Source organism: Bradyrhizobium sp. 87, assembly GCF_023073015.1.
Taxonomy (GTDB): domain Bacteria; phylum Pseudomonadota; class Alphaproteobacteria; order Rhizobiales; family Xanthobacteraceae; genus Bradyrhizobium; species Bradyrhizobium canariense_D.
Genome location: NZ_JADPIQ010000022.1, coordinates 383168 through 407852, shown reverse-complemented (window position 1 = coordinate 407852; position 24685 = coordinate 383168). Strand labels below are relative to the sequence as shown.

Sequence of the window (24685 nt, the reverse complement as noted above, 5' to 3'; positions counted from 1 at the left end):
GCGCCCTTACGCCAGGCAGCGGAACAGCAGCGCCGGATCGCGCTCGGGATCGATACGCAACCTGATCCCGCCCCATTCGATGCGGGCCTGTTCGCCGGTGAGGAGGTTTTCGAGTGCCGACACATGGTGTCGCTGCCCGCCGGCGTCAACCGTGACGTCGCCGAGCGGCAACCAGAATTCGCGCACGTGGCACGAGAGCGCAACCACGGCCACGACGATGTTGGCCGGGTCGGTCGCTTCCTTGACGAAGGCGATCGTCTCGCCGTCTTCGATGCCGAGGAAGCGCAGGTTCGCCGTCTGCTGAAGCGCAGCATTCTCGTTGCGGATGCGATTGATCTCCGTGATGTAGGCCTTGATGTGGCCGGGCTTGTTCCAGTCGCGCTGCTTGATCTGGTATTTCTCGGAGTTGAGATATTCCTCGCGGCCGGGGATCGCGTCGTGCTCCAGCAGCTCGAACCCGCTGTAGACGCCGTAATTGCCGGACAGCGTCGCCGCCAGCGCGACGCGCGATTTGAACGCCCATGTCTCGCCGCCCTGGAGATGATAGGGCAAAAGATCGGGCGTATTCACGAACAGGTTCGGCCGATAGAAGTCACGTTCGGGATAGCGCGTCAGCTCGCCGAGATATTGCTCCAGCTCCCACTTCGCCGTGCGCCAGGGGAAATAGCTGAACGATTGCGCAAAGCCGAGCTTGGCGAGGCCCTTCATCAGCTTCGGGCGCGCGAACGTCTTGGAAAACAGGATCACCTCGGGATGCCGGCGGCGGATGTCACGGATCAGCCACTCCCAGAAGGCGAGCGGCGCGGTGTCGTGATTGTCGATGGCGAAGATGGTGACGCCGTGGTCGATCCAGAACAGCATGGCGTCGCGAAACGCGTTCCACAGTCCAGCCCGGTCGACGGACGCGAAATCGGGGATGACGATATCGGAATAGGGCCCGTCAGCCGTCCGCACCGACCGATCCGGGCGCCATTTGAACCATTCCGGATGCTGCGTCAGCCACGGGTGGTCCGGCGAGCATTGCACGGCGAAGTCGAGCGCGAGTTCGAGGCCGTATTCCAGGCAGGTCGCGACCAGCGCGCGAAAATCCTCGATCGTGCCGAGTTCGGGGTGCAGCGCGTCGTGCCCGCCCTCGATGGCGCCGATCGCATAAGGCGAGCCGGGATCGCCGTCGCCCGCCACCGGCATGTTGTTGCGGCCCTTGCGCCGGGTGCGGCCAATGGGATGGATCGGCGTGAAGTACAGCACGTCAAAGCCCATCGCGGCGATGTCGGGCACGCGCGCGATGCAGTCGCGAAGCGTGCCATGCTGTCCTGGCACCACGCTCTGGCTGCGCGGCATCATCTGATACCAGGCGCCGAAGCGTGCCTTGTCGCGGTCGACGAACAGTGGGAATAGCGCCGAGCGCGTGAGATCAGGCCGCAACTGGCTCTCGGCCATGGCTGCGCCGAGCTCGGTTGCCAGCAGCGGGGCAACGTCGCCGGTCTGAAGATAGTCCTCGCATCGCCTGACGATGACGGCGGCGGCGTCCTGCTGCGCGCCATGCGCCTTGGTCAAAAGGCCGGCGCCCTCGATCGCATCGAGCGTGACGTCGGCACCGGAGCGCTGCTTGCGCGCGACCGCGTGCGACCAGGTGGCGAATTCGTCGGTCCAGGCTTCGATCGCATAGACATATTTGCCGGGCTCGACGGGTGTGAACGCGCCGGACCAGCGGTCATTGCCGTGAGGGATCATCGGCTCGCTCTGCCATTCGCGGTCCTGCTCCTGTCGCCAGATCAGCGCTGCGCCGATCACGGCGTCGCCGTCCCGGTAGATGTCGGCCCAGACCTCGACCGGTTCGCGCGCGATCCGCTTCACGGGGAAGCGCCCGCCGTCGATCAGGGGATAGACGTCCTCGATGAGGAAAGTGCTGCCGGCTGCGGCACTCTCGACAGTTTGAATTGTCTTGTTCACGGTGATGCCATTGACAAGAAAGCAGGAGCCCGTTTCCCTTGCCGGGAACCTACGCTTGATACCACTATAGAAAGCCGCTTGTGTGTCATTGGTTCCCTGGGGAACGGCAGGCGCGGCTCGCGAGTTAACCCTGACTAACTTCTTCCGCGACCTCGTTAAAATCGATGCCCCCGGCCACAAAATGGCCTGCAAGCTGCGTGCCGAATGGATCTTTTAGCTCAAGCCCGGATCAAGGGCGTTCAATCCGAATTCGTCGATGCCCTCGGAAAGCTGCGGGTCACCGATCCCGTGGCCCTCAAATCCATCCTCGACGCCTTGCCGGAAAAGCGGGTTTACCGCTTCGTCAGCGGGCCTGTGGTGGTACGCGCCTTGGGCCATCCGCGCACCGAATTGGTGACGATCGGTGCGCCGCCGCTCAAATGGAAGATGACCGGCAACGGCAATTTGATCGCGCAAGGTGAGACGCGCGAGCCCGTGATTGCCTGGCCGGCCGGCCTGCCGCTCGGCTATCACCGGCTGACGCTGACGGATGCCGGAGGCGTGACGGAAGAGGTGCCGATGATCGTGGCGCCGGAGCGGGCCTTCGGCGGCGATTTCGACCGGGGCTGGCTGCTTGCCGTGCAGCTCTACAGCGTCCGCTCGGACCGCAATTGGGGCATCGGCGATTTCACCGACCTCGCCGGTCTGGTCCGGCTCGCGAAGCAGTTGGGCGCCGACGGCGTCGGGCTCAATCCCCTGCATGTGTTGTTCGATGACCATCCGGCCGATTGCAGCCCCTATTCGCCGAACAGCCGGCTGTTTCTCAATCCGCTCTATATCGACGTCGAGGCGATCCCGGAATTTTCCCCCGACCTCGTCCCCGATGCGGCCGCGACCGCCGCGCGGCTCCGCGACGGTGATCGTGTGCCCTATCCGGACATGGCGGCCTTGAAATGGTTGGCCTTGCGTGCCGCCTTCGACAGCTTCGTGAAAACCGCGAGCGGCGTCCGCCGCAACCAGTTCGACGCCTTCCGGGCGGCTCGCGCGCCGCTGTTGTCCCGTTTTGCCTGCTTCGAGGTGCTACGCCATCGCTTTGCGGCGCCGTGGTGGGAATGGCCGCAGGAATGGCAACAGCCGGATGAGACGAAATGCGCCGAGCTGCGCAACGGCCCGGACAAGCACGAGGTCGAGTTCGTCGAATTCGTGCAATGGACCGCCGATAGCCAGTTGCATGCGGCCAAGGAGCTGGCCGGCCAGCTCGGCATGCGGGTCGGGCTCTATCTTGACGTTGCCGTCGGCGTGCAGTCGAACGGCTTCGATGCTTGGAACGAACAGGGGGCGATCTCCCGTCATCTCGCCGTCGGCGCGCCGCCGGACGTGCTCAATACCATTGGCCAGGATTGGGGCTTGGCCGGCTTCAATGCCGGCGGCCTGGAGGCGCAATCCTTCGTGCCATTCGCCGATATGCTCGCGGCTTCGATGCGCCATTCCGGAGCCATCCGTCTCGATCACGTGCTCGGCTTGAAGCGGCTTTATCTGGTGCCGCGCGGCTTCAAGCCCGACAACGGCGCCTATGTGCAGATGCCGTTCGAGGCGCTGCTGGCGACCGTGGCGCGGGAGAGCGCGGCCCATAAGTGCATTGTGATCGGCGAGGACCTCGGCACGGTGCCGGAAGGTTTTCGCGAGACCATGCAGGATTTCGGCATCTGGTCCTACCTCGTCATGATGTTCGAGCGCGACGATGCCGGTCACTTCCGGCCCGTCGATCACTACCGGCCCAACGCGCTGGTGACGTTGAACACGCATGATCTGTCGACCTATGCCGGCTGGCGCTCTTTCAGCGATCTCAGGATGAAGCGCTCGCTCGGGCTCGATCCGGGCGAGAACGATCAGGCCCGCTGGGATGCGCTCGGCCTGCTCGACGAGATCCTGCGTGCCAACGGCATCCGTGCCAATGATGTCTATTCGGTGCTCGCCTTCCTGTCGCGCACGCCGTCGCGGCTGCTTGCGGTGTCGCTGGAGGATCTGCTCGGCGTGATCGACCAGCCCAACATTCCCGGTACGATTGACGAGCATCCGAACTGGCGCCAGCGCCTGCCTGTGACGCTCGACAAGATCGTTTCGAAGGTCGATGTCGCAGCCTTGAAGGCCGCGACACGGGAACGCTCGTTACCCGGCGGGCGTTGATCGCCGGGGTCTCCGGACGTCGTTTTCGAGGCTCGCACGACATTGTCTCAGAGGATTGAAGATTATGCGCTGATCGGCGACTGCGAGACCGCGGCGCTGGTCGGCCGCAACGGCTCGATCGACTGGCTGTGCTGGCCGGCCTTCGATTCCGACGCCTGTTTTGCAGCGCTCCTCGGCACGCACAAGAACGGCCGCTGGCTGATCGCGCCGGACGAGGGCGTCACCGCCACGTCGCGCCGCTATCTCGGCGACACCCTCGTCCTCGAAACGCGCTTTGAGACTGACGGCGGCACCGTTGCGCTGATCGACTTCATGCCGCCGCGCGGCAAGGCCTCCGACATCGTGCGGCTGGTCCGCGGTGTCAGCGGCACGGTGAAGATGCGGATGGAACTCGTCATCCGCTTCGGCTTCGGCGTCGACATCCCTTGGGTGCGGCGGATCGATCATTCCCTGCTGGCGGTCGCCGGGCAGGACATGACTGTGCTGCGGACACCGGCCAAGACCCGAGGCGAGGATCTGACCACGGTTTCCGATTTCGAGGTGAAGGCCGGCGAGACCGTGCCGTTCGTGCTGACCTACGGCCCCTCGCATCTCGAGCCGCCCGCGCCAATCGATCCGGAGGTCGCACTCAAGGAGACCGAGAAATTCTGGCAGGACTGGTGCAGCCACTGCAATCGCGATGGCGACTATCGCGACCTGATCGTGCGCTCGCTGATCACACTCAAGGCGCTGACCTTCGCTCCGACCGGCGGCATCGTCGCGGCGCCGACCACCTCGTTGCCGGAGAAGCTCGGCGGCGCCAGGAATTGGGACTACCGCTTCTGCTGGCTGCGCGATGCCACCTTCACGCTGCTGGCGCTGATGAACTCGGGTTACACCGAGGAAGCCTCGGCCTGGCACAATTGGCTGTTGCGTGCGGCGGCAGGCTCACCGGCGAACATGCAGATCATGTACGGCATCTGGGGCCAGCGGCGGCTGCTGGAATGGGAGGCCGGTTGGCTCGATGGCTACGAGGGCGCACAGCCGGTGCGCGTCGGCAATGCCGCGCATGCGCAGCTCCAGCTCGACGTCTACGGCGAACTGATCGACGCCTTCCACCAATCGCGGATGGCCAAGCTCAAGCTCGACGACGAGAGCTGGGCGCTGGAATGCGCCGTGCTCAAGCATCTCGCCGAAGTCTGGGACCAGCCCGATCACGGCATCTGGGAGCGGCGCGGACAGCCGAAGCACTATGTCTTCTCCAAGGTGATGACCTGGGTCGCCTTCGACCGCGGCATCAAGAGCGCCGAGACCTTCGGCTTCAAGGCGCCGCTGCTGCACTGGCGCACCTTGCGCGACGCCATTCATCGCGACGTCTGCAACCGGGGCTTCGACGCGGAGGAGAATGCCTTCGTGGAGTCCTACGGCTCGAAGCTGCTCGATGCCAGCGTGCTGCTGCTGCCGTCCGTTGGCTTCCTGGAAGCGTCGGATCCGCGCATTCGCGGCACCATCGCGGCGATGGAAAAGCACATGATGCCTGACGGCTTTGTGCTGCGGCACGATCCGCGCGAAGTGTCCGAGGAGAAGCAGCCGATCGAGGGCGCCTTCCTCGCCTGCAGCCTGTGGCTGGCCGATGCCCATGTACTGGCGGGCGATCTCGACAAGGCGCAAGCCTTGTTCGATCGCGTGGTCGGTGTCGCGAATGATGTGGGACTGCTGGCCGAGGAATATGATTCAGGCGCCAGGCGTCAGACCGGCAATTTCCCGCAGGCGCTGACTCATATCGCGCTGGTCAACACCGCGCATAACCTGTCGGCCGCAAGGCAGGGCAGCAAGAAGCCTGCAATGCAGCGGTCGAAGCAGTGACCTAGGCGACCTCGTTCCGCTTCAAAATCATCTCCATCGCTTCCGCAAAACCGTCGTGCTCGTTGGTCGCGGTGACGTGGGTGGCCTGGTCCTTGACGTTGTCGGCCGCATTGCCCATTGCGATCGAAACGCCGCTGACGCGAAACATCGCGAGGTCGTTCTGCATGTCGCCGATGGTGGCGACCGCGTCCGTTGAAATGCCGAGGCGCTTGGCCATGGCTTGCACGAATGTGCCCTTGTCGAAGCCGGGCGGGGTGATGTCGAGGTAATAGGTCTGCGAGCGCACCGCCATCGCCTCGCTGCCGAGCGCCTTCTGCATCGCCTTCTCGCAAGCTTCGAGGCCGGCTGCATCGGCGCTGGCCCCGACGATCTTGCAGGCGCTCGCGAGATACGGCGAGAAATCCGTCACGATGGTCGGGTCGGAGCGGATGGTGTGCTGCTCATGTGCCACGTATTGGCCATCAGGCTTGTCGATCAGCCATTTGTCGGTGGTGAACAGCCAGATGTCGGCGCCGAAGTCCCGCAGAATTTGCAAGCTTCGCTCGGCCGCCGCGGCGGGGATGAGATGCTGTTCGACCGGATTCATCTCGGGGTCGACGATCGAGGAGCCGTTGAACGGGCCGACCGGCAGCCAGAGCGCCAGCGGTTCGATCAGGAAACGCATGCCGATCGCGGGGCGGCTCGACGTAATCGTGAAGCCGATGCCGGCCTGGTGCAGACGCTGAACCGCGGACCTCGCGCGGTCGGTCAGCGTCTTGTCCTTGGTCAGCAGCGTACCGTCGACGTCGGAGACGACGAGCGAGATTTTTGTCATGACGGTCCCTTGGGTGTTTCTTGGGTGTTTGGCCTCAGCGTTTCGCGCCGCCCAGTTTCAACTGCCGCACCGCGCCGTCTACGATCGCTTCCACGGATTCGTCGATCGAGACTGTGATCACGTGCTCGCCAGCCTCCGGCGGCTCCAGCGTGTTGAACTGGCTCGTCAGCAGGCCGGGCGGCATGAAGTGCCCCTTACGTTGCGCCAGGCGTGCGGCGATCAGCTCCTTCGTGCCCCTCAGGAAGATGAAGCGGACGTCGTCGCGTCCGCGCAGGAGCACGTCCCGATAAGTATGCTTCAGCGCCGAGCAGGCGATGATGACGTGCTCGCCCTTGTCACAGACCCTCGCGATCTCGTCGGCAATGGCGTTGAGCCAGGGCCAGCGGTCCTCGTCGGTGAGGGGATGGCCGGCCCGCATCTTCTCGACATTGCTGGCGGGATGAAAGCTGTCGCCGTCCTCGAAACGCCAGCCGAGGCGCTCGCCGAGCGCTTTTGCAACCGTGCTCTTGCCCGAGCCCGACACGCCCATCACGATCAATGCACAAGGTGCTTCAACGCCGGCCACGAATTCCCTCCGGAAGCGCGGCCCGGTCGACCAGCCAGACGGTCTCGCCATTCGAGCGCGCGCGTACAGCCGGCAGAGTCTCGCCATTGAGCAGGCGCGTCAAGATCGGCTGCTTGTCGTGCCCCGCTATCTCGAACAGCATTTCGCGGCAGGACGCCAGTGCGGGCAGGGTGAGCGAGACCCGCGGCACGAAGGGGGCAACATTGGCCTTGGGGACGCCGACCACCCAGCGTCCCGTCTCCTCGATCGCGGGGTAGCCCGGGAAGAGCGAAGCCGTGTGGCCGTCCGGCCCCGCGCCCATCAAGACCATGTCGAACAGCGGCCGTGCCGGATCCAGGCTTTCCGCGCCGTAGAAAGACTGCAGCTCGCGCGCATAGGCCTCGGCGCTCTGATCAGGGTCGTCAGCCGTCGTCGGGATCGGGTGAACATGGCCGGAGGGCGCGTTGCGATCGAGAAAGGTCGCGCGCGCGACCGCCATGTTGTTGAGGGGATCGCTTTCGGGCACGAAGCGCTCGTCACCGATGAACCAGTGCACGCGCTCCCACGGGATTTTTTCGCGCCAGGCCTCGCTGCCCAGCAGCTGGTAGAGCCTCTTCGGGCTGGAGCCGCCGGTCAGGCAGATCGCAATGCGCCCGGGATTGGCCGCGATTTGCGCCATCACCCGTTCGGCCGCGCCTCGCGCGAGAGCCTCGGCGTCGGCCTCGACGATCAGCTTCGGCTGTCTCGCCGCCGTCACGAAAACTTACGCCAGCTTCGGCCGTCGCGGCGGAGCAATTCATCGGCGCAGGCGGGGCCGTCGCTGCCGGCTTGATAGGTTTCGATGCCGTTGCTGCCCGCGTTCTTCCAGGCGTCAAGGAACGGCTGCACCGCCTCCCATCCGGCTTCGATGCCGTCGGCGCGCTGGAACAGGATGTTGTCGCCGATCATGCAGTCGTAGATCAGCGTCTCGTAGCCGGTCGAGGGATCGGCCCGGAAATAGTCGCCATAGCGGAACTTCATCTCGACGCCGTCGATGGTGACGCTCGGCCCCGGGATCTTGGCGTTGAACTGGAGCTCGATGGTCTCGGTGGGTGCGATGCCGATCGTGAGGAAGTTTTGGGAGAGGCGATCGACAGCGGTGCCTGAGAACATCGACAACGGTGCCTGCTTGAACTTGATCGCCACCTCGGTGCGCTTGTGGCCGAGCGCCTTGCCGGTCCGCAAATAGAACGGCACGCCGGCCCAGCGCCAATTGTCGATCATCAGCTTCAGCGCGACATAGGTCTCGGTAGTGCTGCCGGGTTTGACATCCTCGGTCTTGCGATAGTCCGGGATCTCATCGTCGCCGATGCGCCCTGCGAGATATTGGGCGCGCACCGAGCTCTTCAGCGCTTCCTCTTCGCTCGGGCGCTGAATCGAGGTCAGAATCTCGGCCTTCTCTGAGCGCACCGAATGGGCGTCGAAACGCGCCGGCGGCTCCATCGCGACTAGCGACATCAGCTGGAACAGGTGGTTCGGCACCATGTCGCGCAGCGCGCCGGTGGCATCGTAGAAGCCGCCGCGATGGCCGACGCCGAGCTTTTCCTCCACCGTGATCTGGATGTGGTCGATATGGTTGCGATTCCAGATCGGCTCGAACATGCCGTTGGCAAAGCGCAGCACCAGGATGTTCTGCACCGTCTCCTTGCCGAGATAGTGATCGATCCGGTAGATCTGGTGCTCGTCCATGATCTTCAGCAGCTCGCCATTCAGCGCGCGCGCCGAGGCGAGGTCGGTGCCGAACGGCTTTTCGATCACCAGGCGCCGCCACGCCCCGTTCTCCTTCATCATGCCGGTGCGGCCGAGCTCGCGCGCGGTCGGCGCGAACGCAGCCGGCGGGGTCGCGAGGTAGAACAGCCGGTTGCCGCCGGTATCCTGCGCGCATTCCAGGGAATCCAGATGCTCGCGCAGGCGATCAAAGGATGGCGGATCCTTTGCGTCGGCTTCGACGAAGGTCACGCATTCCAGCAGCTTCTTGGCAATGTCGTCGTCCACCGGCCGGGTCGCGAACTGGCGCAAGCCCTTCAATAGGCTGTCGCGCAGCTCGTTGTCCGACTGGCCCCGGCGGGCGACGCCGACCACGCAGAACTTTTCGGGTAACAGATGCTCGGCCGCCAGATTGTAGAGCGATGGCATCACCAGCCGATGGGTGAGGTCGCCGGTGACACCAAAGATGACGAAGGCGCAATTTTCCGGCTTGCGCTTGGCTTGCGGGTCTTTTGTCACGAACTATTGGCCTTCGTTCTGCTAATTGCTATTTCGGCTTCGAAGCAGTCGGCTGCTTCGGCTCCTTGTGGCCGCCAAAACCGGCTCGCATCGCTGAGAGAATTTTCTCGGCGAAAGTGTGTTCCTTGCGGGAACGGAAACGTGCGAACAGCGCCGCGGTCAGGACTTCGGCCGGCACGGCCTCGTCGATCGCCGCGTTCACGGTCCAGCGTCCTTCGCCGGAATCCTCCACGAAACCCGAATACTCCGCCAGTGCAGGGCTATCCGCGAGCGCGGTCGAGGTAAGGTCGAGCAGCCAGGACGGGATCACGCTGCCACGCCGCCACACCTCGGCGATATCGGCGAGATCGAAATCGTAACGATGATCCGCCGGCAAGGCCTCGATGTTGGCGTTCTTGAGGATGTCAAAACCTTCGGCGTAGGCCTGCATCAGGCCGTATTCGATACCGTTGTGGATCATCTTGACGAAATGACCGGCGCCGACGGGGCCGGCATGGATGTAGCCCTGCTCGATGCGGGGATCGCGCCCCTCACGTCCCTCCGTGCGCGGAATGTCGCCGGCGCCGGGCGCGAGCGCGGCGAAGATCGGATCGAGCCGATCGACCACCTGTTTCTCGCCGCCGATCATCATGCAATAGCCGCGGTCGAGGCCCCAGACGCCGCCGGAGGTGCCGACGTCGACATAGTGGATGCCGCGCTCCTTCAGCGCCTTGCCGCGGCGGACGTCGTCCTGCCAGAACGTGTTGCCGCCGTCGATGATGACGTCGCCGTCCTGCATCGCAGCCGCGATCGTGTCGATCGTGGTCTCGGTGATGTGGCCGGCCGGCAGCATCACCCAAGCCGTGCGCGGCCGCTCCAGTTTCGCAATGAACTCTTCGAGCGTCGCCGAGCCTGTCGCGCCGTCTGCGGCAAGGCCCGCGACGGCCTTGGCGTCCTTGTCATAGACCACGGTCGAATGTCCCTGGCGCATCAGGCGGCGAACGATATTGCCGCCCATCCGGCCGAGGCCGATCATGCCGAGTTGCATTTGAGGAATTCCCTTAGTTCAGTGCGTCGTTAAGCGCCGCATTGAGCGCCGCGAGACCCTTCTTGAGCCCGCCCTTCAAGTGGACCCGCAGCGCGCGCCGGCCGCGCTCGGTAAGCACGTCGAAGTCGCCGCGTGCCTGCGCGGCCTTGATCACGCCGAAGCTGGCCTTCTGGCCCGGCACCGGCAGGTCCCTGGCATCGTCGGCGGTGATCTGGAGGAACACACCGGTGTCGGGGCCGCCCTTGTAGGCCTGTCCTGTCGAGTGCAGGAAGCGGGGGCCGAACTCGGCGCAGGTCGCAACGTGTCGTTTCTCGCGCACCTCGAGCCGCATGGTCTGGAGCGCGTCGATCGTCGCCTTGTCGCGCGCGATGTAGCCGAGCAGGGCGACATAATCGCCATGGTTGGAGCGCGACAGATGCGCCTTCAGCCACGAGGTGAGGTCGCCGTTGGCGCCGGCGGCGCGCAGGGCTGCGGCATTGGTCTCGTCGGTGTAGAGATCGGCCTCGGTGGTGCTGACCACCGGCTGCTCGGCCGGCAGCGCGCCGGTCTTTTCGAACGAGGCGGTGAGCTCTCGGGTCTTGATCTTGGCCGCTTCCACGTCCGGCTGGTCGAACGGGTTGATGCCGAGGATGCTGCCCGCGACCGCCGTTGCCATCTCGAAGCGGAAAAACTCCTGGCCGAGATGGTCGATCGACTTCATCACGATGCGCACGACGGGATGGCCGGCCGCTTCGATCGCAGCAAGCTGCGAGTCATGGGCGGCGTCCGCTTCGCCCTCGATACGGATGTCGATGAAGAGCCGGTCATTGCCGTAGACCGCCGGCTCGCCCAGCGGCTCGCCGTCGATCGGGATCAGGCCCTTGCCGTCCTTGCCGGTCGATTCCGCGATGAGCTGCTCGGCCCAGGCGCCGAAATCGGCAATCTTCTTCGACGACAGGATCGTCACCTTGTCGCGGCCTTCGAGCGCTGCATGGCCCATGGCAAGGCCGAGCTGCACGCCGGGGTTCTCGGCCGGCGGCACGTCCGGTCCGCAGGAGCGGGCCATCGCAAGCGCGTGCTTGATGAAGGTCTTGATATCGACGCCCGCGGTTGCCGCCGGCACCAGGCCGAACGGCGAGAGCACCGAGTAGCGTCCGCCGATGGAGGGCTCGCCGTGGAAGATGCGCGCATAGCTTAGCGTCTTCGCCGCCGTCTCCAGCGACGATCCGGGATCAGTGACCGCAATGAAGCGACGGCCGGTCTTGACCTTCGGTCCGACCGCCTGCGCGACGCGCTCGTGGAAATAATCCTTCATCGCATTCGGTTCGGTGGTGCCGCCGGACTTGCTGGAGACGATGAACACGGTGTTGGCGATGTCGATCCTGGCGTCCATTGCCCGCACCTGCGCCGGATCGGTGGAATCCAGCACGTGCAGCTTCGGGAACCCGGGCTTCTTGCCGAAGGTCTCGGCCAGCACCTCCGGCCCGAGGCTTGACCCGCCCATGCCGAGCACGACGGCGTCGGAGAATTTCTGGCCTTTCACGCGGCTGGCATAATCCTCATAATCGGCGACGTCGGCCTTGGCGGCGCTGTCGAGCCAGCCGAGCCATTTGTCCTCGTCGGTGCCGGTCCAGACCGATTTGTCCCGTTGCCACAGCCTGCGGATCTTTGCCGACGCGCGCCATTCCTCGGTGCTCTTGGCCACGGCCTTGCCGAGGCCGTCGCCGAGCGAGAGCAGCTGGCGGTCGATCGCAGGCCCGAGCACGGTGGCGCGCTTGTGGGCGACAGCGCCATAGAGCTTGTCGGCGGCGTCGGCGAACTGCTTGACGCCGTCCTTGACGAGTTCCTCGGTGATAGCATCGAGCGAGACGCCGGAGCGCTCCAGTTCTTCCAGCACGCGCCTGGCGTCGTCGACATTCTCTTCCAGGCTGTCCCGCGGCGTGCCGTGGTCGCGGAACGCATCCAGTGTCGCCGGCGGCACGGTGTTGATGGTGTCGGGACCGATCAATTCCTCGACATAGAGGACGTCGCTGTAGTCCTTGTTCTTGGTGCCGGTCGAGGCCCACAGCATGCGCTGCGGCTTGGCGCCCTTGGCCGCGAGCTTGTCCCAGCGCGGACCTGAGAACAGGCGCTTGTAATCCTGGTAGGCGACCTTCGCATTGGCGATCGCGACCTTGCCCTTCAGCGCGGCGAGCCGTTCCTTCTCACTCGGGTCGTTGGCGCGGGCGATCTTCTCGTCGAGCTGTTTGTCGACCACCGAGTCGATACGGCTGACGAAAAAGCTCGCCACGCTCGCCACGTGCAAGGGGTCGCCGCCGCCTGCGACGTATTTCTCCAGGCCGGCGATATAGGCCTCGGCAACCTGCAGATAGACGTCCCTGGAGAACAGCAGCGTGATGTTGATGCTGATGCCGTCGCCGATCAGGGTCTCGATCGCCGGCAGGCCCTCCGGCGTCGCCGGCACCTTCACCATCAGGTTCTTGCGGTTGACGTCCTTCCAGAGCCGCCGCGCCTCGGTGACCGTGCCGGCGGTGTCCATCGCCAGATAGGGCGAGACTTCCAGGCTGACATAGCCGTCGCCGCCCTTGAGGCGGTCATAGACCGGACGCAGCACGTCGGCGGCGTTCTGGATGTCCTCGACCGCGACGGCCTCGAACAGGTCGGCGACCGACTGATCGCCGCGCTTCAACGCCTTGCCGATCGGCGCGTCGTACTCGTCCGAGCTGCCAATCGCTTTCTCGAAGATCGAGGGGTTGGAGGTGACGCCCTTGACGCCGTCGGTATCGATCAGCCGCTTCAGGTCGCCCTTGGCGATGAAGCCGCGGGCCAGGAAGTCCAGCCAGACGGCTTGTCCGTGCTTTTCCAGTTCTTTGACGGGATTCATGATGCTAATTTATCTCCAAGCCTGCGGGCGAGGGGTTTCCGCGCCGGTCCTGACGCGCTATCCTCTAGCTTACATGCTTCCTTGAGGGAACCAATCAAGGGTATGGGCGTCATATCCTCCAGTGTAACTCCGTCGCGATCATGGCGATCCGCGTAGAGGGAGCCGAGTTGCGTAAAAGGTCGTTGGCCGTGAGGAATCGGCTAGGCCCTTGTTGTGTAACGCCAGCTGCCTCGCCTCGCCGCCAGCGGCTGCGTGGAGTACTCATCAGCGGATTCCGGTCCGCCTGATGCATCGTGGCTCGGTCGCGAATGGCCATGCTGGGGGAAAGCATGCAAGCACATCATGACCGTCTGGCGCTCGCTGTCACAGACAGCCCCCAGTCGGTCACGTCGACCGGATGCGTCGATGCGTCCCACGATCTCGAAATCGGTCCATGTACGACCCAACTGCGGTTGCTGATCGTTGCGGGTTTCGCCATGACGCTGCTCAGCGCAACGCTCGCCTTGGGCTGGTGGAACGCTTTTGGCGATTACGACACGACGGTCGGCTATGCCGGCGTGGTGGCGTTCGCCGCGATGACCGGCCGGCTGATCTGGATGCTCCCCGCCGAGCGGGCATCGGTGGTGATCGTCACCCCCTATGGCATTCGCGACCTTCGCATCGGCAATGAATTTCTGCTGTGGGACTCGATCGCGGAGATTTCGGCTGAAGAACGCCGCGGGCGCAAGGTGATCGTGCTGACGCCGACGCCGGCCTTGCAGAGGCAGCTCTGCAGCATCCGCGGCTTGGCCCGCGGTGTGACGGACGATCGCATCGTCATCCGGTCGGAGGGCCTGGCGACCGATTTTGATACACTGCTGCGCGTTTGCCGCGACTGTCACGCCGCCGGCGGTCCACGCACCGCATTGCAGCAGGAAGATGAACGCGCCACGCAAGGCTTCGCCGCACAAGCGTCATAAGATCGCCGTTCGCAGACGGCTATGATGCGGCGCCGGATGAACGCATCCCCGGTAATGCCCGGATGTTGCGAGCGAGTGACATTTTCTGGAAATGAGCCAATATAGACAAAGATTCGCTCAAATATCAGGCAGGTGCCTGTTCGTAACTCACCCTGTGCCTACGTTGTGCGTTGCGCCGAGAAGGCGCCCGGGTGTCGAATGATCGTCATGTGCTCACGCTGATTCGAGAGTGGCGCTAAGGAACGGTCCGGTCGCTGCTTTCGTTCAATTGTGTAGCGGAACTCACGCGGAGAGGGATCATGTACAACGATTCTCTATTCAACGCTTTCGCTAAGTCGTTCGAGGCGAGAAGCCAACACGACATGTCGATGGCGGAGTATCTGGAATCGTGTCGAAGCGATCCCATGAAATACGCAAACGCGGCCGAACGACTGCTAGCAGCGATCGGTGAGCCCCAGACGATTGACACGGCCAAGGACCCACGCCTTGGCCGTATTTTTTTGAACCGCACGATCCGCACCTATCCGGCCTTCGCCGGCTTCTACGGCATGGAAGAAACCATCGAGCGCATCGTCGGTTTCTTCCGTCACGCGGCGCAGGGCCTCGAAGAGCGCAAGCAGATCCTGTATCTGCTCGGTCCGGTCGGCGGCGGCAAATCCTCGCTCGCCGAGCGGCTCAAGTCGCTGATGGAGGTGCATCCGATCTACGTGCTCAAGGCCGGCGACGAGCTCTCGCCCGTGTTCGAAAGCCCGCTCAGCCTGTTCGATCCGGATCAGCTCGGCCCAATGCTGGAAGAGAAATACGGCATTCCGCGCCGCCGTCTCACCGGCCTGATGAGCCCGTGGTGCTACAAGCGGCTGGAAGCCTTCGGCGGCGACATTTCCCAGTTCCGGGTTGCAAAGATCCAGCCGTCGCGGCTGCGCCAGATCGGGATCGCGAAGACCGAGCCGGGTGACGAGAACAACCAGGACATTTCCTCGCTGGTCGGCAAGGTCGACATCCGCAAGCTCGAAACCTACGCGCAGAACGATCCCGACGCCTACAGCTATTCCGGCGGCCTCAACCGCGCCAACCAGGGCGTGCTCGAGTTCGTCGAGATGTTCAAGGCGCCGATCAAAATGCTGCACCCGCTGCTCACCGCGACGCAGGAAGGAAACTATATCGGCACCGAGAATATCGGCGCGATCCCCTTCACCGGCGTCATCCTTGCGCACTCCAATGAAGCCGAGTGGTCGAGCTTCAAGGCCAACAAGAACAACGAGGCCTTCATCGACCGCATCTGCGTGATCAAGGTGCCGTACTGCTTGCGGATCACGGAGGAGCAGAAGATCTACGAGAAGCTGATCCAGGGCTCCGAGCTCGCGGCCGCGCCTTGCGCGCCCGCGACGCTGGAAACGCTGGCGCGGTTCTCGGTGATGTCGCGCCTGCGCAAGCACGAAAATTCCACGATCTACGCCAAGATGAGGGTCTACGACGGCGAGAGCCTGAAGGAGACCGATCCGAAGGCGCGCAGCGTCCAGGAATATCGCGATGCCGCCGGCGTCGACGAGGGCATGGACGGTGTTTCCACCCGCTTTGCCTTCAAGATCCTGGCTGCGACCTTCAACCACGATCCGCAGGAAGTCGCCGCCGACGCCGTGCATCTGATGTACGCGCTGGAGCAATCGATCAAGCGCGAGCAACTGCCCGAGGAAGTCGAGAAGCGCTACCTCGAATTCATCAAGGCCGACCTTGCGCCGCGTTATGCCGAGTTCATCGGCAACGAGATCCAGAAGGCTTATCTCGAATCCTACTCGGATTACGGCCAGAACCTGTTCGACCGCTACGTCGACTACGCCGATGCCTGGATCGAGGACCAGGATTTCAAGGACGCCGACACCGGCCAGCTGCTGGATCGTGAGCTTTTGAACCAGGAGCTGACCAAAATCGAGAAGCCGGCGGGCATCGCCAACCCGAAGGATTTCCGCAACGAGGTGGTCAAATTCTCGTTACGGTCGCGCGCCCAGAACGGCGGCAAGAATCCGACCTGGATCTCCTACGAGAAGATTCGCGATGTGATCGAAAAGCGGATATTCTCCCAGGTTGAGGACCTGCTTCCGGTCATCTCCTTCGGGTCGAAGAAGGACGGCGAGACGGAGAAGAAGCATGGCGAGTTCGTCGCACGCATGGTGGAGCGCGGCTACACCGAGCGTCAGGTTCGCCGGCTCGTCGAATGGTACATGCGCGTGAAGCAGGCCGGTTGAGGCGGATGGAAAAGTGCCGATTCACATTATTGACAGGCGCCTGAATCCAGGCGGCAAGAGTCTCGAGAACCGGCAGCGGTTCTTGCGTCGGGCCAAATCCCTGGTGCAGGGCGCCGTCAAGAAGACCTCGCAGGAACGCGACATCAAGGACGTCCTGGAGGGTGGCGAGGTCACCATTCCGCTCGACGGCATGCACGAGCCGCGTTTCCGCCGCGACGGCGGAACGCGCGACATGGTGTTGCCCGGAAACAAGAAGTTCATCGAGGGCGACTATCTCCAGCGCTCCGGCCAGGGCAGTGCCAAGGATTCCGGTCCGGGCGAAGGCGACAGCGAGGACGCCTTCCGCTTCGTGCTCAGCCGCGACGAATTCGTCGATCTCTTCCTCGATGACCTCGAACTTCCTGATCTCGCCAAACGCAAGATCGCGCAGACCGAGAGCGAGGGCATCCAGCGCGCCGGCTACACCACGTCGGGCTCGCCATCCAACATCTCGGTGAGCCGGACGGTTCGGCGCGCAATGGCGCGCCGTATCGCGCTCAAGCGTCCCAGCAAGGAGGAGATCGAAGAGCTTGAATCCGCCATCGCTGCCTGTGCAGATGAGGACGAGCGTCTGCTGCTGCTAGCCCAGCTCGAAAAACTGAAGGCGAAATCCAAGCGCATTCCCTTCATCGATCCGCTCGACATCCGCTACCGCCGCTTCGAGACGGTTCCAAAGCCCGTTGCCCAGGCTGTGATGTTCTGCCTGATGGACGTGTCGGGCTCGATGTCCGAGCACATGAAGGATCTCGCCAAGCGCTTCTACATGCTGCTCTACGTATTTCTGAAGCGCCGCTACAAGCATGTCGACATCGTCTTCATCCGCCACACCGATCGCGCCGAGGAGGTGGATGAGCAGACCTTCTTCTATGGCCCGGCTTCCGGCGGCACGCTGGTCTCCAGCGCGCTGCAGGCCATGCACGAGATCGTGCGCGAACGCTTCAGCCCGTCGGACTGGAATATCTACGCTGCGCAAGCTTCCGACGGCGACAATTCCTATTCCGACGGCGAGCTCGCGGGCATGCTGCTGACCGACAAAATCCTGCCGGTCTGCCAGTTCTTCGCCTATCTCGAGGTCGGCGAGTCCGGCGGCAGCGCCTTCGATCTGTCCGACTCCTCGCTCTGGACCCTCTACGAGCGCTTGCGCAACAGCGGCGCACCGCTCTCGATGCGCAAGGTCAGCGAGCGCAGCGAAATTTTTCCGGTGTTCCACGATCTGTTTCAGCGCCGCGACACTGCCCAGGAGAAAGCCGCTCCATGACGGAACGCTTGTTCGAAGGCGCCGATTGGGATTTTCACACCTTGCAGCGCATCACGGATGCCTGCGAGGAGGTGGCGACGAAAGATCTCGGGCTCGACGTCTATCCGAACCAGATCGAAGTCATCACCGCGGAGCAGATGCTGGACGCCTATTCGTCGGTCGGCATGCCGCTGTTCTACAAGCACTGGTCGTTCGGAAAGCACTTTGCGTATCACGAGGCCTCATACCGCAAGGGCCTCATGGGCCTCGCCTATGAGATCGTGATCAACTCCTCGCCCTGCATCTCCTACCTGATGGAAGAGAACACGGCGACGATGCAGACGCTGGTGATCGCGCACGCCGCCTTCGGCCACAATCACTTCTTCAAGAACAACTATCTGTTCAAGCAGTGGACCGACGCCGATGGCATCCTGGACTATCTGGATTTCGCCAAGAACTACGTCATGCAATGCGAGGATCGCTACGGCCGCGTGGAGGTCGAGCGCACCCTCGATGCCGCGCATGCGTTGATGTCGCATGGGATCGACCGCTATCCCGGCAAGAAGAAGCTCGACCTCCGCGCCGAAGAGAAGCGGGCAGGGCGCCGCCGCCAGCACGAGGAGGAGGTCTTCAACGACCTCTGGCGCACCGTGCCGGCGGGAAAGAGCAAGACCCGGTCCGCGCTCAGCATCGAACGCCGCCGCAAGCTGCTCGGCCTGCCGCAGGAGAACCTGCTGTATTTCCTCGAGAAGAGCGCGCCGCGGCTGGCGCCCTGGCAGCGCGAGCTGTTGCGCATCGTCCGCCACATCGCGCAATATTTCTATCCGCAGAGCCAGACCAAGGTGATGAACGAGGGGACGGCGACCTACGTCCACTATCGCATCATGACCAAGCTGCATCAGCAGGGCCGCATCAGCGACGGCAATTTCCTCGAATTCCTGCAGTCGCACACCAATGTCGTGTTCCAGCCCGAATTCGATGACCAGCGCTTTTCCGGCTTTAATCCCTATGCGCTCGGCTTCGCCATGATGCAGGACATCGAGCGCATCGTCACCAGGCCGGAAGACGAGGACCGCGAATGGTTCCCGGACATCGCCGGCAAGAACGACGTGATGGGCGTGCTGCGCGACGTCTGGGCCAACTACCGCGACGAGAGTTTCATCGCCCAGTTCCTGAGTCCGAAGCTGATGCGGCACCTCCGCATGTTCCACCTGCATGATGACCCCGAGGAACGCGCCGGCATCCGGGTCGACGCCATTCACGACGAGCGGGGCTTCCGCCGCGTTCGGCGCGAGCTGGCACGGCAGCACGATGTCGGCTACATCGACGCGAATATTGATGTGGTCGACGTCGATCTCTCCGGCGACCGGCGGCTGATCCTGCATCACCATGTCATCAAGGGCGCGCAGCTCAACGAGACCGACGCCAAGCGCGTGCTCCAGCATCTGGCCGATCTCTGGACCTACGACGTCGCACTGATCGAGGTCGACGCCAATGACAAGGTGCTGCGCGAATATGTCGTGAGCCCGCGCCCGATCTCGGCGGTGGCCTGACGCTGCTGACTATGCGGAGCAATACGGCGAGATGCGCGTTGATGCGCCCTCGCCCCTTGTGGGAGAGGGCGGCGACGCTCGGAGACACAAGCTCACTGCGGTGAGGGGTATCTCTCAACGTTTCCCGTGTCGATAGAGACCCCTCATCCGGCGCTTCGCGCCACCTTCTCCCACAAGGGGAGAAGGAAAGCGTTCGTGGCTCCACAACGGCTGTTCTATCCGGAACGTTTCGCCGGCTTCTTCTTGGACGCATTCAGCGCCACGGCTGCGCGGATCAGCGCCTTCAACGCCTTCTCGTTGATCTTCTCGCCTTCGCGAATATCGATCGCGCGCCGCACGTTGCCGTCGAGGCTCGAGTTGAACAGGCCGGCTGGATCGTCCAGCGCTGCGCCCTTGGCAAACGTCATCTTCACCACGGCCTTGTAGGTCTCGCCGGTGCAGATGATGCCGTCGTGCTCCCACACCGGAACGCCGCGCCATTTCCATTCCTCGACGACGTCAGGATCGGCCTCCTTGATCAGGCCGCGGATTCGTCCGAGCATGTCGCCGCGCCAGTCGCCGAGCTCCTTGATCCTGCCGTCGATCATCCTGGATGGCGAAGCGCCATCCGCCTTCGTCGCGCTGCTGTTTTTCACGGTGACGGCCTTCTTCATGTTCACGCCTCTTGTCGGGCGCCGCGGCGGCGGCCGAGATATGGCAGCGCGAACATGTAGAGTCCGGTCGCAAGCAATGGGATCAATGGGACGAAGGCGAGCAAGCCGATCCACGTCGCCTGGACTTGCAGCGTCAGGGCGACGATGTTGGCGATGACGGCAAGCGTGAAAGCGATCGACAGCCAACGATGGATCTGTCGAACCCACATGTTTCCGGTCAATGAAACCTCCTCTTGAGATGATTGAATGAAGGCCGGCGGCCGAGCTAGTCTGCCCTTGCCAGCAGCTCGTCCAGCTTGGCGAGAAACTGCTTCCAGCCGGCATGCGCGCCGCCAAAAGCCTGCTTCTGCGTCGGGCTGAAGCCCGCTTGCTCGACGCGCAGATGCGTGCCTGCGCCCGCCGGCGTCAGCGTGAAGGTCACGACACTCTTGAGATCGAACGCCGCGTCGTCATGCGAGAAATTCCAGGTGTAGGCGAGCGTCTTCTGCGGCTCGATGGTGAGGACCTCGCAGTCCAACACGCCGCCCCACTCGCCGCGAAGGTTGAAGCGGTGGCCCACGGTCGGCTTGAAGTCGTTCTTCATCAGCCATTCCTCGATCAGATGCGGCTGCGTCAGCGCGCGCCAGATCCGCTCTGCCGGAAAGGCATATTCGCGCTCGACGACGACAGATCGGGTTTCGGTGGGGGATTCGTTCATTGGTCCATCCTCTTCAGGAGATCGTCGAGCGCATCGAGCCGGTTCTGCCAGAATCCGGTCATCTGGCTGGTCCAGTCGATCAGCGGATTGAGCGCGCCGGGCTGGGCGCTGTAATGCGTCTGCCGCCCTTGATGCCGGTCGCGCACCAGACCAGCCTGCTTCAGCGCGCCGAGATGTTTTGAGACTGCGGGCTGGGAAACGCCCGACAGTGCTGTCAGGGCTCCGACCGTCTGTTCGCCCTCGCGGCACAATCGCTCGAAGATCGCCCGACGAGTGGGGTCGGCGAGCGTCCTGAACAGAAGGTCGTGGGCGATGGCGGGCATAAAATCCATAACCTGCAAGTTATGGATATATTCATAACCCTGGGGTTATGGGTACGTCAAGGGGGATGTCGAGCGCGCGCTCCTACGGCCGCAGATAGAGATAACCCTGCGACTGGAGCTCGGCCAAACGGACGACGCCACCCTTCTCCGCGCTGACGAAGCCCGGCAGGAGATCCGTGAGCGTGACGTTCTGCGCCTTCATCGTGTTGCCGCAGGCGGCAAGCTCGACGCCATCCTTGGAAAAATCGCCGACGCGCTTGCTAATGTCAGGGTTGGCCTGCGCCGAGTGAAACGCCTTCAGTGCCGGGCCGTGGATCACCAGCGCGATCGTCACATGGTCGGGGCCGCCGACGCCATCGATGTGGTTCTGGATGTTGCCGAGGACGAAGTTGACCTTCTCGGCATCGCTCAGGTGATAGACCACCTTCAGCTTGTTGCCCGTGCCGGCCTCGGTCGCGGCCTTCGCGCTGGAGGCGCCAAGTGCCGCGCCCAGGCCTGAGACGGCGCTCCACAAGATGTTCCGGCGGTTCATGACGATCTCCCCTCGATTGTGCCGGACACATATCATTTGTGGCGGAGCGCGGCGAGTTCCTTGCGGTCGGTCACGAGCGAGGCGCATTCCTTATTGTCCGTTCGATCTAGGCGGAAAATCCCGTCGTCGGCCCCGGCGACCAGTGACAGTTCGGCATCGTCGTCCGGCTTGTTGTTCTGCCAGACCCTGACCCGCGCCAGCCGCACGATCGCCGATTTGTCGTCCTTCGAGAGCGCGACGCCGATGCCGCCGCCCTCGCAGTCGACGCCGCAACCGAGGCGGATTTCGGTGCCGTCCTTGGTGAACACAGCGTGATGACAGGAGCCGCTGGAATCGAAATCGCCGGAGCGGTGACGATATCTGAAGCCGAGGCGGAAGGAGTTGTGGAACTGCTTGTCTTCGGTGTCCATCTCCGCCGAGATCAGCAGCTTCATCGAGGCGACCTTCTGCTTCGGATGGTGCGCCAGATGCTCGGCATCGTAGCGGCGCACGAAGCAGGCATAGGCCTTGTTGCCGGGTTCGCCGGCATACATGCGCGCGTTGAAGGTTTCGGCTTCGGCCTTGATGGCCTCACGGATATCGTCGGCCTCCTCGGCGTGAGCGGCGCCGCCGAGCGCGGCAAGGAAGACGGCCGCAACGAGAAAAGACTTCATGATGGCCTCGCGTGCAGCAGCTGAGCTGTACGCTGTAGACGCAGCCCCGGTGCGACGCGTTCAACGTCCGCACAGCTGACAGCATCATCGCAGGGCGGAGCGAGGTGATTAGTTCCACGCCGGGCATTAGTCGTCGGTGGGGTCCTGAAGGTTCATTCGACGTGACGCCTTCGCCTTTCGGAACTCGGCGCCTGCGATTCCACGGACATTGCCCGATTCCATCGATGTGATAGCCTTCACAGACGATCGCCTTTGGCAGTCGTAGGCTGGGGTCTGCCTTTGCAAGTTTGTGGAGTCCCCGCAATGGGCGAAATTCGCAACTTCAGATCCGGGAATGACGAGCCGCCTTCGCACGGCCCTATGCCTCGTCGCCTCGCGGCCATCATTGTCGGTGACATCGCTTCCTACAGCCGCCTGATGCAGGCCGACGAAGAGGGCACGCACGTCCGCGTCAAGCGGATCGAGCGGGATCTCATCCAGCCCAGCATCGTCGAGCACAACGGAAGTCTGGTGAAGACGACGGGCGATGGCTTCATCGCGATTTTCGACAGTCCGGTCGAGGCCGTCCGATGCAGCATCGTCATCCAGCAGAATCTCATCGGCCGCAACGCCTCGCTTCCGAAGAACACCCGGATCGAGTACCGGATTGGCGTCAATCTCGGTGACGTCATCGTGGAGCCTGACGACGTCTACGGCGACGGCGTCAATATCGCCACGCGTATCGAGGGCATCGCCGAGCCAGGCCAGGTCTTTATCTCCGGCGCGATCTACGAGCAGATCAAGCACAAGGTCGTGTGCGGTTACGAGTCGCTCGGGGACCGCAAGGTCAAGAACATCACCGATCCCGTGCGCGTTTATAAAGTGCTGCCGGATGCAGACGCGGTCGGCAGGACGCGGGGGCGGCGCGAGAATGCCCTGATCTTTCTCCTGGGTATCACGCTGTCGGTGATGGCCGCCGGCGTGCTGTGGTATCTTCTGGCTCAGGCGCCGGGCAGGGTAGGCGAGCAGGCCGCCGTCACTCCCGCCTCTCCTGCCGCATCGCCGAGCCCGCAGCCTCCGCCGCGCGAAGCGGCGCCGCAGACGCCGCAGCCTTCTCCCTCGTCGGCTTCATCATCTCCATCGCCCGCTCCGGCGCCAAATCAATCGACGAGTCAATCGGTAAGTCAATCGCCGATTCCCGTCCGCGAACCCGAGATGGTCGCCATTCGCGGCGGCAGCTTTGCGATGGGAAGCAACGACGACCCGACCGAGCGTCCCGTCCATCAGGTGACGGTGAAGCCGTTCTCGATCAGCAAATATCCCGTGACCGTGCAGGAATGGAACGAGTGCGCCGCTGCAAAGGCGTGCAGCTTCACCGCCATCGGCAAGGACGATGCGCCGGTCAGCAATGTGAGCTGGACCGACGCGCAGCAATATGCGGCCTATCTCGCCAAGGCGACGAAGAAGACGTATCGGCTTCCGAGCGAAGCCGAATGGGAATATGCCGCGCGGGGCGGAACGCAGACCAGATATTGGTGGGGCGACAAGCTGCAGCCGGGCATGGCCGGTTGCAAGGATTGCGGTGATCTCGCGGCCGAGCAGCCAGCGAAAGTCGGCAGCTTCAAGCCGAACCCGTTCGGGCTCCACGACATGGGCGGCGGCGTCGATCAGTGGGTCGAGGACTGCTGGCACAAGACCTATCAGGGCGCGCCCACCGACGGCTCGGCATGGAGCAGCGGGGACTGCAGCGCTCATGTCCTGCGCTCGGGCTCCTGGAAGAACGATTCGAGATATGTGCGGCCGTCCAACCGCGATGGCTACGACACCAATGTTCGTTACCCCACGCACGGATTCCGCGTGGCGCTCAGTCCTTAAGTGGTGGAGTTGGTTTGATGCAGATCCTTCGTTGCGTCGCGCTGGCGGCGGCGCTCGCATTGCTTCCGGGGGCAGCCTTTTCGCAGGGCAAGGCAGCGCCCAAGGACGCAAAGCTCTATTTCATCACCCCGCGTGACGGGCAGAAGGTGCGCGGCGGATTCTGGGTCCGGTTCGGCTTGCGCAACATGGGAGTGACCCATGCCGGCGACGAGTACCAGAACGCCGGTCACCATCATCTGCTGATCGACGTCAACGACCCCATCGATCCCAAGGAGCCGATCCTGCAGGACAAGTCGCATCTGCATTTCGGGGCAGGGCAGACCGAAACGCTGCTCGAGCTTCCGCCCGGGACGCACACGCTTCAACTCGTGCTGGGCGATGCCAAGCACTATCCGTTCGAGCCGCCCATCGTGTCGGAGAAGATCACCATACGCGTCCGGCAGCCGGCCGCGGCACGATAGGCAA

21 protein-coding genes are annotated in these 24685 nt (G+C 63.5%); 8 read left to right on the top strand and 13 right to left on the bottom strand.

Going from position 1 to position 24685, the window contains the following annotated elements:
- Positions 1 to 6: 6 nt before the first annotated feature.
- Entirely contained in the window at positions 7 to 1953 is a 1947-nt protein-coding gene (locus IVB50_RS06450) for a maltotransferase domain-containing protein (protein ID WP_247295027.1), read from the bottom strand.
- A 204-nt stretch (positions 1954 to 2157) separates the two neighbouring features.
- Here IVB50_RS06450 and malQ point away from each other — a divergent pair, with 204 nt between their 5' ends.
- Positions 2158 to 4119: a 4-alpha-glucanotransferase gene (malQ, locus tag IVB50_RS06445; RefSeq protein ID WP_204512130.1), complete on the top strand. Its 1962-nt coding sequence runs from the start codon at positions 2158 to 2160 to the stop codon at positions 4117 to 4119.
- A 42-nt stretch (positions 4120 to 4161) separates the two neighbouring features.
- The gene (locus IVB50_RS06440; RefSeq protein ID WP_247295025.1) at positions 4162 to 5964 is read left to right on the top strand and encodes a glycoside hydrolase family 15 protein; all 1803 of its coding nucleotides are present in this window, start codon (positions 4162 to 4164) and stop codon (positions 5962 to 5964) included.
- A 1-nt stretch (position 5965) separates the two neighbouring features.
- Here IVB50_RS06440 and IVB50_RS06435 read toward each other — a convergent pair whose 3' ends face one another.
- The 6 genes from IVB50_RS06435 to IVB50_RS06410 are packed head-to-tail and all read right to left on the bottom strand — an operon-like array spanning position 5966 to position 13477.
- Complete coding sequence (locus IVB50_RS06435; RefSeq protein ID WP_085351905.1) at positions 5966 to 6778, bottom strand: HAD family hydrolase; 813 nt, start codon at positions 6776 to 6778, stop codon at positions 5966 to 5968.
- 34 nt (positions 6779 to 6812) lie between these two features.
- Positions 6813 to 7343: a gluconokinase gene (locus IVB50_RS06430; protein WP_026232661.1), complete on the bottom strand. Its 531-nt coding sequence runs from the start codon at positions 7341 to 7343 to the stop codon at positions 6813 to 6815.
- Positions 7330 to 8079, bottom strand: coding sequence for a 6-phosphogluconolactonase (gene pgl, locus IVB50_RS06425; protein ID WP_247295023.1), 750 nt, complete (start codon positions 8077 to 8079; stop codon positions 7330 to 7332). The genes IVB50_RS06430 and pgl overlap by 14 nt, the downstream gene beginning before the upstream one ends.
- Complete coding sequence (zwf, locus tag IVB50_RS06420; RefSeq protein WP_018454061.1) at positions 8076 to 9587, bottom strand: glucose-6-phosphate dehydrogenase; 1512 nt, start codon at positions 9585 to 9587, stop codon at positions 8076 to 8078. Before zwf ends, pgl begins: the two co-directional genes overlap by 4 nt.
- Before the next feature lie 28 nt (positions 9588 to 9615).
- Positions 9616 to 10614 (bottom strand): phosphogluconate dehydrogenase (NAD(+)-dependent, decarboxylating), encoded by a 999-nt coding sequence (gnd, locus tag IVB50_RS06415; protein WP_247295021.1) that lies wholly within the window; start codon positions 10612 to 10614, stop codon positions 9616 to 9618.
- A gap of 13 nt (positions 10615 to 10627) precedes the next feature.
- Entirely contained in the window at positions 10628 to 13477 is a 2850-nt protein-coding gene (locus IVB50_RS06410) for a bifunctional transaldolase/phosoglucose isomerase (RefSeq protein WP_247295019.1), read from the bottom strand.
- A 308-nt stretch (positions 13478 to 13785) separates the two neighbouring features.
- Between IVB50_RS06410 and IVB50_RS06405 the strand changes: the two genes are divergently transcribed.
- The 4 genes from IVB50_RS06405 to IVB50_RS06390 all read left to right on the top strand — a co-directional run bounded on the left by IVB50_RS06405 (position 13786) and on the right by IVB50_RS06390 (position 19508).
- The gene (locus IVB50_RS06405; protein WP_085351899.1) at positions 13786 to 14436 is read left to right on the top strand and encodes a hypothetical protein; all 651 of its coding nucleotides are present in this window, start codon (positions 13786 to 13788) and stop codon (positions 14434 to 14436) included.
- A 299-nt stretch (positions 14437 to 14735) separates the two neighbouring features.
- Entirely contained in the window at positions 14736 to 16679 is a 1944-nt protein-coding gene (locus IVB50_RS06400; protein WP_018454065.1) for a PrkA family serine protein kinase, read from the top strand.
- A 19-nt stretch (positions 16680 to 16698) separates the two neighbouring features.
- Positions 16699 to 17976, top strand: a complete 1278-nt coding sequence (locus IVB50_RS06395) for a YeaH/YhbH family protein (RefSeq protein WP_026232663.1) — start codon at positions 16699 to 16701, stop codon at positions 17974 to 17976.
- Positions 17973 to 19508 carry a SpoVR family protein gene (locus IVB50_RS06390; protein ID WP_247295017.1) on the top strand — a complete coding sequence of 512 codons (1536 nt, stop codon included), beginning with the start codon at positions 17973 to 17975 and terminating at the stop codon, positions 19506 to 19508. The genes IVB50_RS06395 and IVB50_RS06390 overlap by 4 nt, the downstream gene beginning before the upstream one ends.
- Positions 19509 to 19723: 215 nt before the next feature.
- On the opposite strand, the gene IVB50_RS06385 is transcribed toward IVB50_RS06390, so the two are convergent.
- From IVB50_RS06385 to IVB50_RS06360, 6 genes are all read right to left on the bottom strand, one after another.
- Positions 19724 to 20161 carry a DUF1801 domain-containing protein gene (locus IVB50_RS06385; protein ID WP_085352024.1) on the bottom strand — a complete coding sequence of 146 codons (438 nt, stop codon included), beginning with the start codon at positions 20159 to 20161 and terminating at the stop codon, positions 19724 to 19726.
- A 2-nt stretch (positions 20162 to 20163) separates the two neighbouring features.
- Positions 20164 to 20382, bottom strand: a complete 219-nt coding sequence (locus IVB50_RS06380; protein WP_085385331.1) for a hypothetical protein — start codon at positions 20380 to 20382, stop codon at positions 20164 to 20166.
- 44 nt (positions 20383 to 20426) lie between these two features.
- Complete coding sequence (locus IVB50_RS06375; RefSeq protein WP_085361497.1) at positions 20427 to 20858, bottom strand: SRPBCC domain-containing protein; 432 nt, start codon at positions 20856 to 20858, stop codon at positions 20427 to 20429.
- The gene (locus IVB50_RS06370) at positions 20855 to 21181 is read right to left on the bottom strand and encodes a metalloregulator ArsR/SmtB family transcription factor (RefSeq protein WP_085361496.1); all 327 of its coding nucleotides are present in this window, start codon (positions 21179 to 21181) and stop codon (positions 20855 to 20857) included. The genes IVB50_RS06375 and IVB50_RS06370 overlap by 4 nt, the downstream gene beginning before the upstream one ends.
- A gap of 82 nt (positions 21182 to 21263) precedes the next feature.
- Complete coding sequence (locus IVB50_RS06365; RefSeq protein WP_085385332.1) at positions 21264 to 21713, bottom strand: DsrE family protein; 450 nt, start codon at positions 21711 to 21713, stop codon at positions 21264 to 21266.
- Positions 21714 to 21745: 32 nt separating this feature from the next.
- Entirely contained in the window at positions 21746 to 22366 is a 621-nt protein-coding gene (locus IVB50_RS06360) for a hypothetical protein (RefSeq protein ID WP_018454073.1), read from the bottom strand.
- A gap of 303 nt (positions 22367 to 22669) precedes the next feature.
- Between IVB50_RS06360 and IVB50_RS06355 the strand changes: the two genes are divergently transcribed.
- A complete protein-coding gene (locus IVB50_RS06355) occupies positions 22670 to 24220 on the top strand; it encodes an SUMF1/EgtB/PvdO family nonheme iron enzyme (protein ID WP_085385333.1) in 1551 nt (516 codons plus the stop codon).
- Between the two features lie 17 nt (positions 24221 to 24237).
- A complete protein-coding gene (locus IVB50_RS06350) occupies positions 24238 to 24681 on the top strand; it encodes a DUF4399 domain-containing protein (protein WP_018454075.1) in 444 nt (147 codons plus the stop codon).
- Positions 24682 to 24685 lie beyond the last annotated feature (4 nt).